Origin of the sequence: Granulicella pectinivorans, assembly GCF_900114625.1 — a bacterium.
GTDB classification, from domain to species: domain Bacteria; phylum Acidobacteriota; class Terriglobia; order Terriglobales; family Acidobacteriaceae; genus Edaphobacter; species Edaphobacter pectinivorans.
Map to the genome: position 1 here is coordinate 402,342 of NZ_FOZL01000001.1, position 15,883 is coordinate 418,224.

The following is a 15,883-nucleotide window of genomic DNA, read 5'->3' on the forward strand; positions in this document are numbered from 1 at the left end:
TCTGCGTGGACGCGCAGCGATAATCAAGCCGCAACAGCGACTCGCCCGCTCGCTATTCGTACGAAAGAGCGTCGATCGGATCCTTGCGAGCTGCCTTCAACGCCGGGTAAAGCGCTCCAAACAAAGCGCCGGTCAAGGCGATCAGCGTGGCAATCCCAACCCAGCGGGGAGTCAGCGAGAAGTCCTGCGCCGGAATCTTGTAGTGCAGAATCGCCCGCAAAAGATAAGTCGAAGCGATCCCGAACACGATCCCCACCGCAGCCAGAAGCCCCGTCTCGCGCAGAATGCCGGAGACGATATAAGCCTTCGAAGCCCCCATCGACTTCAAAATGCCAATCTCGCGCGTCCTCTCCATCACCGCCGTGTACATCGACTGGAAGATCACCAGGAACCCGATAATGCTGGCAATCCCCACCACGATCCGCAGCGCGATGTTGAAGCCCGGCATGCGCTCCGGTGTGATCGTGTCCAGAAACTCCTGCAGCGTCTGCACATCCCAGTCCTGCAGCCCGTCGGTCGCGAGCAGCTCCTTGCGCACCGCCTCCTGGAACTGCGGCTGGTTCTCCGTCTTCAGATAGAAGAGGCTGGCCTTCCCGGGATTCGTGTCGATGTCGCCCATCGTCTTGATCGGAATGTACTTACGCCCGCCCTTGCCATGCTCGACCACGCCGCAGACCGTGAATTCGTGCCCCAGCACCTTCATCTTCGACCCCACATGAAAGCCCTTGGCCTCCACAAAGTCGTCGACGATGATGTCGTAGTCGTGCTGGAACGGCCCACCCGACAAGAAGACGAACGGTTTCAGCGCATCGAAGCTCGCAAAGTCGATGCCATAGATGTTCTCGAGCGACGCCCCGGCGACAAGCTTCACATACACCGGTGCCGCCACCAGCACGTGGGGCAGCCTGAGCAGAACGGCGGCATCCTTCACCGAGGCGGACGCACTGGTCTGACCAACCAGGTTCGAAGCCGCCCCCGGATGCGCAATCATATCCATCCCAATCCCACTCTGCCGGGTCTTGGTTCCGTTCAGCATGCCGAACATCACGGCGGCGATCGAGAGGATCATGATGACCTCGATGCCGACGGCAAAGGCGCTGATCAGGGAGCGGAGGGGACGATGGATGAGATTGCCGACGACAAGTTTGGTCACCTTACGAGTATATGCGGCTACTTCCGGCAGTCCTTGGGGTTTCTCAAAGTGACGGTGGTTGAATAAAATTTGAGGCCATAGCGGCGTAGCACGAAATAATCGGCGAAGATGAGGCTGGACAGGCTGCACGACTTTCTCCCGAAAGACCGAAGATGACACGGTACAGCGATGAGTTGAGAGCAGAGCGGGAGGCGCGCGGGATATCCGTGGAGGAGATCTGCGCTGTCACCAAGCTCTCGCCGCAGAACGTGCGGCTGCTCGAAGCCGGCGAGTACGGCGACCTGCCGGGTGGGGTCTTCCGCAAGGGCATCGTGCGCAGCTATGTCGGGGCACTCGGACTTGAAGAGGCGGAATGGCTCGAACGCTTCGAGAAGAGCTGCCAGGAGCTCGGCGTCACCAGCGGGAGCGAGCGCGACTGGGTGGAGTTCGCGGAGAACGTCAAGAAGAATCGCGCTCCGGAACGTCGCGGCATGGGCTGGCGCTGGATTGGGGTCTTCCTTCTTCTGGCGGCGCTGGCTGCCTCGGCATGGGCGGCATGGCACTATGTGGTGCGGGCAAAGCTGGTTCTGCACGCGAACCCTGCGGAAATGGTTCTTCCGGCAAGGACCGGCGGACAAAGCTAGGCCGGCCCCGCATTGACATCCGGTGAGCCGCGTTCTTTACTTGTTTGTAATCTTCCATTTTTTCCATGACTGAACTGGAAACGCTGCTCAGACCACCTCCCCAAGTGGCTGGGATAACGTAATCCCACATTCAAGCCGGGCACAGGCGAAAGCCTCAAGGGTTCGGGCATGGAAGGAAGAGCCGACGTGCGGACGAGGGAGCTGAATCGAAGGCTATCCGGGAACCGCTGCGGGGGCGAACGGCAGAGCACGTCTGCCTAAATCAAGCAACAAACTTACGAGGTAGTGATGCGAATGATGAAACGCGTTCTATGGACTGCCATTCTGGCAGTCGTGGCGCTATGTTCTGTTTCGACATATGCGCAAGAGGTCTCCGGCTCCATCAGCGGAACGATCAAGGATCCAAGTGGTGCCGCCGTCAAGGGCGCGTCCGTCACCTTTACCAACACCGACCAGAATCGTGATATCCGCACCGTGGCCACCAACGGCTCGGGCGTGTACAGCGCAACCTCGCTGCCTCTGGGCACGTACAACATCAAGATCGCAGCAGCCGGCTTCAAGACCGTGCAGGTCGTCGGTCTTGTACTGCACGTGGACGATAACCTCACCGTCAGCAGCGCCCTTACCGTTGGCAGCGTCGACCAGAGCATCGATGTCGCCGCCGACAAGCTGGCTGTCAACCTGCAGGACGCCTCCGTCTCGGGCCTGATCAACGGGACCCAGATGCGCGAACTTGTGCTGAACACGCGCAACTATGAGCAGCTTCTGGCTCTTCAGCCTGGTGTCGCCTACGCCGGCACCAACGACCAGATCTACATTGGCCCCACAAGCCCCCTTGGAACCGCCAACACCGTCCAGTTTTCGGTCGGCGGACAGCGCACCAGCGCCAACAACTGGACCATCGACGGCGCGGACAACGTCGATCGCGGCTCGAACCTCACCCTGCTCGCCTTCCCTTCGGTGGACGCCATCGCCGAGTTCAACACGCAGCGCGGCATCTACTCGGCTGCCTTCGGCCGGTCGGCCGCCGGACAGATCAACGTCGTTACCCGTTCCGGCACCAACGCCTTCCACGGCAATGCGTATGAGTTCTTCCGCAACGACGCCCTGAACGCCAACAACTACTTCAACAAGCTCACCGCGATTCCGACCGCGCGTCCTCCGCTGCGCTACAACGACTTCGGGTTCACGCTCGGCGGTCCGGTATGGATTCCCAAGGTCTTCAACGGTCACGACAAAACCTTTTTCTTCTACTCGCAGGAGTTCCGCCGTGTGATCTCCTACACGACGACCACTCCGCTCGTCCCAACCGCTGCTGAGCGCGCCGGAACGTTCCCTTTCGCCATCTGCACCAACCTCGCCCCAGGCGGAGCGAAGTGCAACGATGCGGGTACGACACAGGTCACCACCATCTCTCCGGCGGCACAGGCGTACCTCAAGGACATCTACGCCAACGTTCCCCTGCCCAACCCCGGCTCCGGCCAGGATCCGCACGCCTACACCTACAACGCCCGCAACATCTACAACGACACCCAGGAGGTCGCGCGTGTCGACCAGGCGATCGGCCAGAAGATCAACGTCTTCTACCGTCTTGTGCATGACAGCATCCCGACCCAGGAGCCAAGCGGCTACGGTTCCAGCGGCGGATTTCCCGGCGTCCAGACCACCTCAACTCGCTCCCCGGCAACCCAGCACCTGATCCACGCCACCTACGCGGCTCGTCCCACGCTGCTCTTCGACGGCGGCTACGCGTACTCGTCGGGCGCGATTCTGAGCACGCCCATCGGCGCCGCCTCAACGGCGAACTCGCCGGATGTTGTCAACGCCATCAAGCTGCCCTATGCCAACGGCCTGGGCGTCATCCCAAACCTCACCTTCACCGGGTTCACCGGCATCTCCAACGCCGGTATCTACAACGACTACAACGTGAACCAGAACGCGTTCGCCACAGCCACGAAGATCCTGGGCAACCACACCTTCATCTTCGGCGGCCTTATCGACTGGTACGAGAAGACCGAGAACCTGACCGGCGGCAACGCAGGCGGATTCACCTTCACCGCAACCACCGCTTCGCTGCCCACCGCCTCCCAGGCCACCAGCAACCTGGACAACACCTTCGAACAGAGCTTCGCAAACTTCCTGACCGGCACCGCGACCGGCGGCTTCACGCAGAACTCCAGCGTGCGCACGCCGGACATGCATGCCAGGCAGTTCGAGGCCTTTATCCAGGACAACTGGAAGGTCAGCTCTCGCCTCACCGTGAACCTCGGCGTGCGCTACTCCTACTTCCAGCAGCCGTATGACAACAACAACCAGCTCTCGAACTTCGACCCCGCAACCTACGTAGCAGCGAACGCCCCGACGATCGATTCGGCGGGCAAGATCTGCTACACCGCTCCGTGCGCCAACACGTATGGATTGAACACGGGTGTACCGAATCCGAGCTTCGATCCCCTCAACGGCATCATTCTGGGCACGCCCGGCAGCTACGGACATGCCTCACCGTATGGCCGCGCGGTCGGCAAGGCAGACACGAAGAACTTCGCTCCACGCCTCGGTCTTGCGTTCGACGTCTTCGGCGACGGCAAGACCGCCTTCCGCATGGGCTATGGCGTAGCGTTCGACGCCTCGCTCTACGGCAGCTTCGAGCAGAACATCTTCTACAACCCTCCCTACGTCGGGACGGCAAACTACACCTACACCAACCTGGCCAACCCGGCGGGTGGAACCGCAGCAGCCGCCAGCACCGCGCTGCCGACGATCTACTCGACGGATTCAAGCTTCTCCACCCCCTACTCGCAACAGTACTCGATGGGCATTCAGCAACAGATGACCTCGTCGCTCGTGCTCGACGTCTCCTTCGTCGGCGCGCATGACACCCATCTGCTGGGCTACATCGATATCAACTCGCTGAAGCCCGGCGCGGCCAAGGCCGCGGGTATCCTGCCCGTGGGTGGCTTCCTGAACTCCACCCAGACCCTGCTCGCCAACCAGATCCGCCCCTACAAGGGCTACGGCGGCATGTACTCCATCCAGAACATCTTTACCGGCAACTACAACTCGCTGCAGGTCTCGGTGAAGAAGCGTTTCAAGGGTGAGAGCATGATCGACGGCAACTACACCTGGTCGAAGTCGCTGACCAACAGCCCCGCGGATCGCAGCGGCCCGCCCCAGAACGCGTACAACATCAACGCCGACTACGGAAAGAGCCCCTCGGACCGCACCAACATTGCAACCATCGACGGCGTGTGGGATCTGCCGTGGCTGCACGAGCAGAAGGGCCTCCTTGGCCGGACGCTCGGCGGCTGGGAGATCTCGGGCATCCTGCAGGCACAGTCCGGCGTACCGCTCACCGTCTCCTCTTCGGGCGGTATTGCGATCAACGGTGTGACCAACGCCGACGTTGCCGGTCTCGCCATCCTGGGAGCAAGCCCCGCTGGCCTCCGTCCGGATCAAGTCTCCGATCCGAACTCCGCCAACGGCGGTGCCCCTATCCACACCCGCCTGCGCTGGTTCAACACCAGCGCCTTCGCCGCACCCAGCGCTGCTCTCGGGCAGCCCGGTAACGCGAAGCGCGGCACCATCCTGGGACCGGGCTTCTATCGCATCGACACCGGTCTCTTCCGCAACTTCAAGATCACCGAGAAGGTGAAGTTCCAGCTTCGCGGCGAGGCCTTCAACGTGATGAACCACACCAACTTCAACGGCGTTGCGGTAGCCGCGACGACACCGAGCACCTTCGGCGTCGTCAACGGCGCTCGCGAAGCTCGCATCCTGCAGGTGGCCGGCAAGATCAGCTTCTAAACCACCCGCGACCAACCCAGAACGGCGTTCCTCGACACGAGGGACGCCGTTTTGCTTTACCCCGTTCAATGCACGATCTCACCGTTCGGGGCGACTTCCGCCCCAATAGCTCCGTTGCTTTGCCGCACGGTCTACGGGCAGGTAAAATAATAGGATTGGGTTTGGTCCGGTGTGTTCTCCGTTGACTGGCCCTGCGAACAGGTACTACCAAAGGAGTTGTCTTGGCGAAGCGCGACCGTTTTCTATTTACCAGTGAGTCAGTCACCGAAGGCCATCCGGACAAGATCGCCGATCAGATCTCCGATGCCATCCTGGACGCCTGCCTCGCGCAGGATCCCACCAGCCGTGTGGCCTGCGAGACCCTGACCTGCACCGGCCTCGTCGTCGTCGCCGGTGAGATCACCACCAAGGCCTACGTGGACTTCCAGACCGTCGTGCGCGAGACCGTCCGCTCTATCGGTTACGACGATGCCAAGAAGGGCTTCGATTGCGACACCTGCGGCGTCATCTCGACGATCAACCGCCAGTCGCCCGACATCGCGCAGGGCGTCGATACCGGGGGAGCCGGCGACCAGGGCATGATGTTCGGCTACGCTACCAACGAGACCGCGGAGTATATGCCGACGCCGATCTCGCTGGCGCACAAGCTGGCCGCGAAGCTCACGGAAGTCCGCAAGAACGGCAAGATGGGCTACCTTCGCCCGGACGGCAAGAGCCAGGTCACGGTGGAGTACGACGCCAACCACAAGCCGGTGCGTGTGGACGCCGTCGTCATCTCCAGCCAGCACGCCGAGTTCGCCGACAAGGATCCGCAGAGCACTCTGACCAACGAGCAGTTGCACGCCGAGATCCTCGAGCACGTCATCCAGGCCGTCATTCCGGCGAACCTGCTCGACGAAAACACCAAGTACCACATCAATCCGACGGGGCGTTTCGTCATTGGCGGGCCGATGGGTGATTCCGGTCTGACCGGTCGCAAGATCATCGTCGACACCTATGGCGGCATGGGCCGTCATGGCGGCGGAGCCTTCTCCGGCAAGGATTCGACCAAGGTCGACCGTTCCGCGGCTTACATGGCGCGCTACATCGCCAAGAACATCGTGGCTGCCGGCCTGGCCGACCGCTGCGAAGTCCAGCTTGCCTACGCGATCGGCGTGGCGGAGCCGGTGAGCGTTCTGGTCGACACGTTCGGTACCGGCAAGGTGGGCGAAGAGACGCTCGAGACGCTGGTTCGCAAGAACTTCGGCCTCACCCCCAAGGGCATCATCGAAGGGCTGAATCTGCGCCGTCCCATCTTCCAGCAGACCGCGGCGTACGGGCACTTTGGCCGTACCGGAGCGGACTTCACGTGGGAGGCGACCGACAAGGCCGCCGCTCTCGCGGAGCAGGCCGGGGTTGCGGCTCTGGCTGCCAAGTAGACGAAACGCAGTGCCGTGAAAAGGGCGGATCCTTCGGGGTCCGCCCTTTTCCTTTTGCGGTTTAAGTGGACTTCACCGGACGAAACCGATAGTTCTAGAGAACCACCCCATACATCGCCCCGGCTCACAGCGTCATCCTATGGCTCTGCCTCACCGCTTTTGCATCACTTTCCTTTTTCGAGGTTGCCTTCCCCTATGCTGATCCGTACCGAGTTCGATATTCACTTCCAGATGCAACACCCGACCGCGATGGTCGCCCTGCTGAATCTCGATCCTTCGATCGAAGGCAACGTCAGGAGCGGGAACTTCCTCTCCGTCGAGGGAGAGGCCGGCACCGTACCCACACGCCAGTACCGGGACTCCTTCGGCAACCGCTGCACACGCTTTGTGGCGCCCGCGGGGCTCTTGAAGCTCTCCGGCAACGCCGTTGTGGAGGCGCCGGAGAGCAAGGACGAGATCGCCGCGTATGCGCAGCAGGCGCCGGTTGAAAATTTGCCGGACGAAGTTCTTCAGTTTCTGCTACCTAGCCGGTACTGCGAGGTCGACCGTTTTGTGCCGATCGCACAGGACCTGTTCGGCTGGATGGCGCCGGGGTGGACACGCGCCGTTGCGATTCGCGACTGGGTGCATGAGAAGGTGCGGTTCGACTACAAGCAGGCGCGTCCCACCAAAACCGCCATGGATGTCTTCACCGAGCGCGTGGGGGTGTGCCGCGACTACCAGCATCTGGCTGTTACGCTGTCGCGCTGCCAGAACATTCCGGCGCGCTATGTGACTGGATATCTTGGGGATATCCGCATTCCGTACAGCGGTGCGGGGGACTTCAGTGCGTGGTACCAGGTGTGGCTGGATGGGCGGTGGTGGACGATGGATGCTCGCCATAACGAGCCTCGCTATGGCCGCGTGCTGATGGCGACGGGTCGGGATGCGGCGGATGTCGCGATTACTACCTCGTTTGGAAATGCGGATCTGGTGAAGTTCTTCGTGGAATCGAACGAAATCGATGCGGATGGGACGCCGGTTCCAGTCGAAAACAAGCCCTAGAGGCTGGACCACTGCCTGCAAACGCACCCCGAAAGTGGTCCGTTCTGGATCATTTTGGTGCCTTGCCGTAATCGTGGACTTCTAAAGGGGTTACGGGGCGCCGATGCGAAAAGCCCAATGTTTCACCAGAAGAATTCTGGACGGTAAAACGTGGCGAAATGCATGGAAAGCGTGGCCATTTGCCGGTAATCGCAGATTTTGGAAAAGTGGTCTGGTTTCGTTTCGGTAATCGGACAGTTGAGGGGCGGGGATTGGACTGTGGGGGCCTTCCGTTGGCTGGAATGGGATTGTCCGGGCCCACTTTGACTGAACATTGCGGAGTGTTTCGAACATCGAACAGAGTGGAGGATACTGGTAGAGGGACAAGATATGGAAAACGTTGTGAGTTCGATTCCCAGTGTGTTTCCTGGGAAACAGTGGCAACAGGTGTTGGAGCGGGATGCGCGGGCGGACGGGATGTTCGTGTACGCGGTGAAGTCGACGAAGGTGTACTGCCGTCCGAGCTGCGCGAGCCGCAGGCCGACGCGCAAGAATGTGACGTTCTTCCCTACGCCCGAACTGGCTGAGGCGGCGGGCTATCGCGCCTGCCTGCGGTGCGACCCAAAGCAGGTGGAGGCGAAGAACGATCCGCAGGCGGAGGCCATCGCTGCGGTGACCGACTACCTGAAGACACATGCGGGCGAGCGGACGAAGCTCGAGGATGTGGCAAAGGCCACGGGTGTGGGACGCCTGACGATTCTGCGTGGGTTCAAGCGCGTGCTGGGAGTGACGCCGGGTGAGTTTGCCAAGGCGCAGCGGGTGGAGAAGTTCAAGGAAAAGATTCGCGCCCCGAAGACAGCTCCGACGCCGGCGGCCGAGGGCTCGGTGGGGTTGCGGGCCCGGCTTCGAGCGGCCAAGGCCGCGGGACCGGTCTCGATTACGGATGCGATGTACCAGGCTGGGTTTGGCTCGTCGAGCCGTCTCTATGAGGGCAGCGGCGCTACGCTGGGGATGAAGCCGAAGGAGATGCGCGAGGGCGGCGCGGGGCTTTTGATCCGGTATGCGATTACGAACAGTCCTCTGGGGCGGATGCTGGTGGCCACCACCGATCTGGGTGTGTGCACGATCGCGTTCGGCAAGAACGACACGGAGCTGGAGAAGGATCTGCGGGAGCGGTTCTCGAAGGCTACGCTGGCCGTCGCGAAGCCGAACAAGGGCTGGCTGGCGGATGCGGTGAACTTTGTGGCGGCTTCGATGACGGAGCATCCCGCGGCGGCGCTGTTCCCGACGCATGTGCGGGCTACGGCGTTCCAGCAGAGGGTTTGGGCGGCGCTGCGGCAGATTCCGCGGGGCGAGACGAGGACCTATCGCGAACTGGCGATGTCACTCGGCATGCCGACGGGGTCGCGTGCGGTGGCTTCGGCGTGTGGGGCGAATCCGATTGCGATTGCGGTGCCTTGCCACCGGGTTGTCGGCAAGGATGGAGCGCTGACGGGATATCGCTGGGGCGTGGAGCGAAAGAAGCGGCTGCTTGAGGCCGAATTGGGAAAGCCTGCGTAGCTGCTCCACGCGTTTGATTCGGACGCGAGGTTTGAGTGTCGCTCAGCGACCGCTTTGCGCTGTTTCGGTGAGGATCGAAGTGCATCCTCCAAGGGGCTAGAGCCCGACTTTTTGACGCCCTGTGAGACCCGAGGCTAAAGCCTTGGGCTACCTAGAAGCCAAGACAAGAGCTAAAGGCTACCTAGCAATCAACAGAAAAGCCCCGGATTATCCGGGGCTTTTCTGTTGATTGCGTCGCTGCGTTTAGCGGTGGGTCTTCTGGCCGAAGCGGTAGACGACACCGCCGGAGAGACCGAACCACTCGCGGGTCTCGTTGCCGTAGTGCTCGAGGATGATGGCCGGTGCGAGGCGGATGGCCATGCGGGCCGAGAGGTTGACGTCCACGTTGCCGCCGAGGGAGAACATGGGCTTGGTGCGGTCGGTGTAGAGGCCGACGAGTTCAGGCGCCACGTTGGGTCCCTGGCTGAAGGTGCCGTGGGATGCGCCGGCGAGGGCCTGGAGGCCGAGTGCGGCGTACTGGTTGCGGGGTCCGCGCATCTGCACGCCGCCCATGAAGGTTTCGCGATAGACGAGCACGCGGGCGTTGTCGTAGGGGTTGGGCGTGACGGGCGTGGTGCCGGCGTCCATGCGTCCGTCCGCGGCGACGCCCCAGCGCTGATTCAGCCAGCGGGTTCCTTCGACCTCGATACCGCCGAGGTTCATGTGCGAGGTGAGGTTCTGGCCGGCCTGAAAGTTATTCAGGGTGAAGCCGAGGTAGCCTTCCCACTTGTTGGTGTAGGTGACAGGAGCCGCGGCTCCGAGCTTGCCCTGCGCGGAAGCTACGCCCGCCCCAGCCAACAGCACCATTGCGCCAAGGCTACCGATTACAAACTTCCGCATCTTCGAGATCGCCATCATTCTCCACTTGTCTTCTTCTAATCTTGGGCGCAGGCCGAACTCCCATCCGGTTGTCGCGCTCGAACGTACAAGCATCAGGATATACGGTTCAAGGCGCCTCTGCTCTGTCGCGTGCCGGATCCTGCATGGTTCGTATCAGTGTAGGACGAAGGACGGCGCGAAAAGCATCCCCGCGCTGTGCGACAATTACGTGTGACAGCCGATTCTCAGGCGTCCTGCTTCAAGGAGAACTAGTATGGAACTCTTCCAACCGTGGCACCTCATTATCGTCGCCGGTATCGCGATCATCTTCTTTGGCGGCAAGAAGCTGCCTGAGCTCGGCAAAGGCCTCGGCGAGGGGCTCAAGGGTTTCAAGGATGGCCTGAAGGGCGTGACCGAGGACGACAAGACGGCCAACGCCGCGCACTCCGTTACCCCCAAGCCCGAAGACGTCAAGCCTTCCTAAAAATCTGACCCGCGACAGCAGGGTGCCCCGCGACGGACGCAGCGTGCGTTCCTCGTGGGGCTTTTCATTGTCTGTTTCCGGGTTCGCTAGACGGTGATCAGCAGGACAGCCACGACCGCCAGCGCCATGCCGCAGGCCTGCCGCCGGGTTGGAGCCTCCTTGAGCCAGATGGCGGCCAGCAGAATGGTAGTGGCGGGGTAGAGCGAGGCGAGCACGGCAGCCACGTCCAGCCGTCCGGCGCGGGCCGCGGCCAGGAAGAAGAGATTGCCGCTGGTGTCGAGGACGGCGGTTCCGATGGCCCAGGCGACGGCGTTGCGGGTGAGCGTGTTTTCCCCGGCTTGCCCGCGCATCCGCAGGGTGAGCAGCATGAGGCCGCAGAGGGTGACGCTGGCCATGCGCGAGGTGGCCATGGGCCAGAAGATGCTGCCTGAGGTACCGGCAAAGCGCAGCGCGACGAAGTAGATACCGAAGCCGGCGCCGGAGAGGATGGCAAGGCCCGTGGTACCGCGCGCCTCATGGCCGGAGGCCGAGGCGATGAGCCAGATGGCACCGCCCGCGACCGCGAATCCGATGACCTTCTGGATGCCGGGTGCGCCATCGACCCAGACCGCGACGACGGCTGGAATGGCGGCGGTGAGCAGGCCGCTGATGGCGGCGGAGGCTCCCATGGCACCGCGCGCGAGGGCGATGTAGAACATGACGACTCCGCCGCCGCCGGCGATGCCAGCCAGGATGCCCCATGCGAGGAGGGCTCCGTGGGGAGCGGCATCGTGAGCGAGCAGGACGATGGCCAGCAGGATGGTGAGGCCGGTGGCGTGGCTGAGGAGAACCACACGCAGGGCACCGGAGAGGCGTCCGCCGGCGGCTTTTACGCCCATGCCTCCTGAAAAGTCTCCACTGCCCCAGAAGAAGGCCGCGGCCAGTCCCAGCCATGTCGTCATCGTGCCTGTTCCTTCAAAAAACGTCGCGGGCCGGATGGGGGAGCACCCCGTCCGGCCCGGAAGAGACTGCGCTTGCTTTTACTTGGCTGTCTGAGGAAGCGCTCCGGTGGGCGCGCTATCCCTGGCGGACGGGTAGTAGCCCCTCTTGGCGATGACGGACAGATTCGGACGCAACACCTTGACCTCAACCTCGCGGTATTTGCCGTCGACGAAGGGCTCCTTGGTGTAGTAGCCGACCGTGTACTGGGTGCGGACCTGCTCGGCGATCTTGGCGAAGCTCTTCTCAATGCCGTTGGTGCGGTTCTCGGCGTCGAGTTGGCCGCCGGTGGCTCCGGCGTAGACCGGCAGGATGTCGTCGCGCATCTGGAAGGGCATATGGATGCGGTCGAGGAAGCCCAGGCCCGGGATGGCGGAGTCTCCGACCAAGGTGCCGTAGACGGCGACGTCGTTGCGCTGCAGATACTTGATGACGTCCTTCTGCTTGGCCTGGCTGCCGTACTCCTTGCCGTCGGAGATGACATAGACGATGCGGCGGCGGCCCTTGCCGGCCTTGGTGGTGGCGACGGCGGCGGCCAGGATGGCATCGTTGAGGGTGTGGACCTCACGCGGCGCGTTGGGGGTCAGGCCCTGGTGGCCGCGGTTGGCGGAGGTGTTGGGGTCGACGTTGCGGCCGTTGATGACGGTGTTCTGGGCCAGCGGGCCGTCCATGATGGGGTAGGCCTCGCGTCCGGTGGTCTTGGACTGCTCGAGGACGGCACCGAGGCGGGCGCTCTGGGCGGCGGTGAAGTCGGTGCGGAGCTTGGGGCCGTTGTTGTAGGTGAAGACAGCGACCTCGTCATACGCGGTGAAGGCACCCTGCAAGGCTCCGAGAGCGGTGTTCACCTTGCTCATGGTGTCGAAGGGGAGGCTCTGGTCGATGACGAGCGCGACTGAGAGGGGGAAGGGATCGACGGTCCAGTAGCTCATGTGCTGGCGGACGTTGTTTTCGTAGACGCGGACCTCGCGCCAGTCCAGGCCGGGGACGAGGCGGTTCTTGGAATCCTTGACGGTGAAGGGGATTTCGACGAAGTCGACCTGTTTGTGGATGGTGAAGGTCTTGGCGTCGGTGATCTCCGGCGGAGGACCGGCCTGATCGTCGGGAGCGAATGTCTTGGGCGCCGCCGGCGTGGCGGGCAGCGCGGAACTGGGCGCGGACTGGTCGGCGGGCGGCAGGAGGTCGGTGCTTGCGGGTGCCGGCGCGCCCTTGCCCGGGGTAACCCCTTGCAGAAGGGCCGGTGCGGGCGCGTCGGGAATCGCCTGCTGCTGTTTTTGCTGCGCGTCGGTCTGCTGTTGCGCGTTCATTACACCGCTCTGCGCCAACATCAGGCAAGCCAGCGTTGTTGCCATCAACCTATCGTTCACCTGCCAACCCCCAAAAACCGTAATCCTACGAAAACAAGAAACTTTGCCGCGAAAACGCACACGGGTCCATCCCACGAGACTACCAGCCGAGCGCCTCAGCGTCACGCCCGGAGCAGGCAATTAATCCCGTTGGGAACTCCTCACGGTGTCTATTGGACGCGCGGTTCCCGGCGATGTTTGCCCACGGGATTGTCCGTTCTCGAAACTGATCGGACAAAGTTGTCGTCTAATGAGGCATGCAAGCCCCTGCGTCCAGCCCAGTGCCGACCAAAGCGCTCCGTCTCCTGCTTCTCTCCGCTTCGTTTTTGTTGCTTCCCAGCCTGCATGCGCAGGATGCTCCTTCGCCCTCCGGGCCGCCGCCGCCGAGCAGCGCGGCCGGCGCCGAGCCTGAGGACGGCCAGCAGATCGAGACGTTGAAGGTGAAGGCGAACCTCGTGAACATGTACTTTTCGGCACGCGACAAGGGCGGGTTCATCACGAATCTGCACAAGGAAGACTGCACGGTGCTCGAAAACAAGGTCGAGCAGCCAATCAAGAACTTTACCCAGGAGAAGAATCTGCCGCTGACGATCGGGATATTGCTGGATACGTCGGGTTCGCAGCAGTATGTGCTTCCGCTGGAGCAGGACTCCGGGGCTCGGTTCCTGAAAGAGGTGCTGAAGCCCAAGGATGAGGCGTTTCTGATCTCGTTCGATATCAATGTGGATTTGCTGGCGGACTATACGAACTCCCCGGCGCAGCTTCGGCGCGCGATCAACAAGGCGAGCATCAACACCGGGACGGGTTCGGGCTCGGTGACGGGCAACGGAGCGGCGCGCGGGACGCTGCTGTTCGATGCGGTGTTTCTGGCGGCGAACGACAAGCTGCGCCAGGAGGCCGGGCGCAAGATTCTGGTGCTGCTGACCGATGGGGGCGACCAGGGATCGCAGGAGACGCTGAAGAGCTCGATCGAGGCGGCGCAGAAGGCCAACGCGATCGTGTACGTCATCCTGATCGCCGACCGGGGGAACTTCGGGACCTTCGGCAGCATCGGCGCGTCGGATATGCGCAGGCTGGCCTCCGAGACGGGAGGCCGCGTGATCGACGTGGGCAACAACGGTAAGAAGCTCGAAGAGGCCTTCGACCAGATTCAGGATGAGTTGCGCACGCAGTATCTGCTGAGCTACACGCCGCTGAATCCAAAGGCCGATGGGACGTACCGGAAGCTGGACCTGACGTGCGGCAAGGGGCTGACTATCCAGGCGCGCAAGGGGTACTATGCGCTGGCGGATGCGAACGGGAACGACAACTAACGCTCCGCCAGCGGCTGGTTGACTAGGCTTCCATCGCTCCGGAGTAGACGGCCATGCCGGCGACCGCGTCGACGCCCATCTGGTCGAGCTCGTCGACCTCGGACTGTGCCTTGATGCCTCCGGCTACGATGAGCTGCTTCGCGGTGGTGGCTCGCAGGATCGCGGCGACATCGATGGGGAACCCGGTCATGGTGCCTTCGGTGTCGACGTGGGTGTAGAGGAAGGCGGCGCAGGAGTCTTCGAGCCAGGTGACGGCTTCTTCGGGGGTGAGCTCGACGGAGTCCTTCCAGCCCTTGACCGCAACTTTGCCGGCCTTGGTGTCGACGGAGAAGCAGAGGGCGTCTTCGCCGAGGACCTTCTTGAGCGACTCGGCGAACTCGAGGCGGATGAGCGGGTGGCGGCGCGGCGTTTCGCCTTCGGTGGGCGTGCCGAAGAGGGACGATCCGTAGATGACGCGTTTGGCTCCAGCGTCGAGCAGGGCCTGGCCGTCTTCCGCTGTACGGAGTCCGCCGCCTACCTGGCAGGGGAGACGCTTGCAGATCATCTCGATGAGGGTGCGGTTCTCGCCCTGGCGCATGGCTGCGTCTAGGTCGATGAGCTGGACGAGCGGGTACTTGGAGAAGCGGTCGATCCAGTAGTCGAAGTCGTCGAAGGAGAGCTTGAGGGTTTGGCCCTGGACGAGCTGGACGATCTTGCCGCCCATGAGGTCGATGGATGGAATGAGCATTTGACTATCTTCGCAGATACCCGCTGGCCCGTTGTTAGACTTAGCCTATTATGCGTGTTCTCAGGAGTCTCGAAGAAGCCAATGCTGTTACTGCGGTGCGCTTGACGGACAAACGTCGCTCCGCGAAGGTCGGCGACTTCTTTCGGCTCTCTCCTCAAATCGGCATTTTTCTGTGGGGCAGGCTCATCAAACGGGCGCATTTCTGGGGAGTGAAGAAGGACTTCAATCTCATTTACATCTATGACGCTATCTCGGAAATGAAGCCTGATCGTTCGCTATTGGTTCCGAGTAATCTCCTGATTGGACCAAGCGTTGTGAACAACCTCGGATGGGCTCGAGGATATTGGGAGATTATGGAGTCCAAACCGCTCGAAGCGGGAGACATGTTGAGCAAGCATCAGTTCGTGCGCTTCCGTGGTGCCGGAGGTCGCGACAATTACGACGTCGTTGACGAGAACGGGGACTTTGTTACGAAGTCCGAGGCGCAGGCTTTCCCGATCGCCCAATCGGGTTTTGGCAACTACAACTCCGTAGACTGGGCGATAAGGGGAGTCTTAGAGTCGCGAGGCGTCCTAAAATCCGAATGCCTCGAAAAGTGA

13 protein-coding genes are annotated in these 15,883 nt (G+C 62.1%); 8 read left to right on the plus strand and 5 right to left on the minus strand.

All coding sequences use genetic code 11. From position 1 onward, the window contains the following. Positions 1-52 precede the first annotated feature (52 nt). Positions 53-1,153 (minus strand): ABC transporter permease, encoded by a 1,101-nt coding sequence (locus BM400_RS01505; RefSeq protein ID WP_089835968.1) that lies wholly within the window; start codon positions 1,151-1,153, stop codon positions 53-55. 152 nt (positions 1,154-1,305) lie between these two features. Here BM400_RS01505 and BM400_RS01510 point away from each other — a divergent pair, with 152 nt between their 5' ends. From BM400_RS01510 to BM400_RS22715, 5 genes are all read left to right on the plus strand, one after another. Next, positions 1,306-1,776 carry a helix-turn-helix domain-containing protein gene (locus BM400_RS01510; protein WP_089835970.1) on the plus strand — a complete coding sequence of 157 codons (471 nt, stop codon included), beginning with the start codon at positions 1,306-1,308 and terminating at the stop codon, positions 1,774-1,776. 288 nt (positions 1,777-2,064) lie between these two features. Further along, positions 2,065-5,580 (plus strand): TonB-dependent receptor, encoded by a 3,516-nt coding sequence (locus BM400_RS01515; RefSeq protein ID WP_089835973.1) that lies wholly within the window; start codon positions 2,065-2,067, stop codon positions 5,578-5,580. Positions 5,581-5,801: 221 nt separating this feature from the next. Beyond that, the gene (metK, locus tag BM400_RS01520) at positions 5,802-6,998 is read left to right on the plus strand and encodes a methionine adenosyltransferase (protein WP_089835975.1); all 1,197 of its coding nucleotides are present in this window, start codon (positions 5,802-5,804) and stop codon (positions 6,996-6,998) included. Positions 6,999-7,193: 195 nt separating this feature from the next. Further along, the gene (locus BM400_RS01525; protein WP_089835977.1) at positions 7,194-8,042 is read left to right on the plus strand and encodes a transglutaminase-like domain-containing protein; all 849 of its coding nucleotides are present in this window, start codon (positions 7,194-7,196) and stop codon (positions 8,040-8,042) included. Between the two features lie 381 nt (positions 8,043-8,423). Then, the gene (locus BM400_RS22715) at positions 8,424-9,581 is read left to right on the plus strand and encodes a bifunctional transcriptional activator/DNA repair enzyme AdaA (protein WP_281245473.1); all 1,158 of its coding nucleotides are present in this window, start codon (positions 8,424-8,426) and stop codon (positions 9,579-9,581) included. A gap of 243 nt (positions 9,582-9,824) precedes the next feature. Here BM400_RS22715 and BM400_RS01535 read toward each other — a convergent pair whose 3' ends face one another. Further along, positions 9,825-10,478, minus strand: a complete 654-nt coding sequence (locus BM400_RS01535; RefSeq protein ID WP_141223770.1) for a hypothetical protein — start codon at positions 10,476-10,478, stop codon at positions 9,825-9,827. Positions 10,479-10,713: 235 nt separating this feature from the next. On the opposite strand from BM400_RS01535, the gene tatA reads away from it, so the two are divergent. Further along, the gene (gene tatA, locus BM400_RS01540) at positions 10,714-10,923 is read left to right on the plus strand and encodes a twin-arginine translocase TatA/TatE family subunit (protein ID WP_089835983.1); all 210 of its coding nucleotides are present in this window, start codon (positions 10,714-10,716) and stop codon (positions 10,921-10,923) included. Between the two features lie 86 nt (positions 10,924-11,009). On the opposite strand, the gene BM400_RS01545 is transcribed toward tatA, so the two are convergent. Beyond that, positions 11,010-11,864 (minus strand): DMT family transporter, encoded by an 855-nt coding sequence (locus BM400_RS01545; protein WP_089835984.1) that lies wholly within the window; start codon positions 11,862-11,864, stop codon positions 11,010-11,012. Positions 11,865-11,942: 78 nt separating this feature from the next. Further along, positions 11,943-13,250 carry a VWA domain-containing protein gene (locus BM400_RS01550; RefSeq protein WP_245781624.1) on the minus strand — a complete coding sequence of 436 codons (1,308 nt, stop codon included), beginning with the start codon at positions 13,248-13,250 and terminating at the stop codon, positions 11,943-11,945. Between the two features lie 251 nt (positions 13,251-13,501). Between BM400_RS01550 and BM400_RS01555 the strand changes: the two genes are divergently transcribed. After that, positions 13,502-14,557 carry a VWA domain-containing protein gene (locus BM400_RS01555; RefSeq protein WP_089835988.1) on the plus strand — a complete coding sequence of 352 codons (1,056 nt, stop codon included), beginning with the start codon at positions 13,502-13,504 and terminating at the stop codon, positions 14,555-14,557. A 22-nt stretch (positions 14,558-14,579) separates the two neighbouring features. Here BM400_RS01555 and BM400_RS01560 read toward each other — a convergent pair whose 3' ends face one another. Further along, complete coding sequence (locus BM400_RS01560) at positions 14,580-15,284, minus strand: 1-(5-phosphoribosyl)-5-[(5-phosphoribosylamino)methylideneamino]imidazole-4-carboxamide isomerase (RefSeq protein ID WP_089835990.1); 705 nt, start codon at positions 15,282-15,284, stop codon at positions 14,580-14,582. A 50-nt stretch (positions 15,285-15,334) separates the two neighbouring features. Here BM400_RS01560 and BM400_RS01565 point away from each other — a divergent pair, with 50 nt between their 5' ends. Then, on the plus strand, positions 15,335-15,883 hold the full coding sequence (locus BM400_RS01565; RefSeq protein WP_089835992.1) for an Imm26 family immunity protein: 549 nt from the start codon (positions 15,335-15,337) through the stop codon (positions 15,881-15,883).

Excerpts from the sequence above, each read along its gene's own strand:
- BM400_RS01525 (WP_089835977.1), top strand. The coding sequence starts at position 7,194 with ATGCTGATCCGTACCGAGTTCGATATTCACTTCCAGATGCAACACCCG.
- BM400_RS01545 (WP_089835984.1), bottom strand. The coding sequence starts at position 11,864 with ATGACGACATGGCTGGGACTGGCCGCGGCCTTCTTCTGGGGCAGTGGA.
- tatA (WP_089835983.1), top strand. The coding sequence starts at position 10,714 with ATGGAACTCTTCCAACCGTGGCACCTCATTATCGTCGCCGGTATCGCG.
- BM400_RS01515 (WP_089835973.1), top strand. The coding sequence starts at position 2,065 with ATGCGAATGATGAAACGCGTTCTATGGACTGCCATTCTGGCAGTCGTG.
- BM400_RS01550 (WP_245781624.1), bottom strand. The coding sequence starts at position 13,250 with ATGGCAACAACGCTGGCTTGCCTGATGTTGGCGCAGAGCGGTGTAATG.
- BM400_RS01565 (WP_089835992.1), top strand. The coding sequence starts at position 15,335 with ATGCGTGTTCTCAGGAGTCTCGAAGAAGCCAATGCTGTTACTGCGGTG.
- BM400_RS01555 (WP_089835988.1), top strand. The coding sequence starts at position 13,502 with ATGCAAGCCCCTGCGTCCAGCCCAGTGCCGACCAAAGCGCTCCGTCTC.
- BM400_RS01535 (WP_141223770.1), bottom strand. The coding sequence starts at position 10,478 with ATGATGGCGATCTCGAAGATGCGGAAGTTTGTAATCGGTAGCCTTGGC.
- BM400_RS01510 (WP_089835970.1), top strand. The coding sequence starts at position 1,306 with ATGACACGGTACAGCGATGAGTTGAGAGCAGAGCGGGAGGCGCGCGGG.
- BM400_RS01560 (WP_089835990.1), bottom strand. The coding sequence starts at position 15,284 with ATGCTCATTCCATCCATCGACCTCATGGGCGGCAAGATCGTCCAGCTC.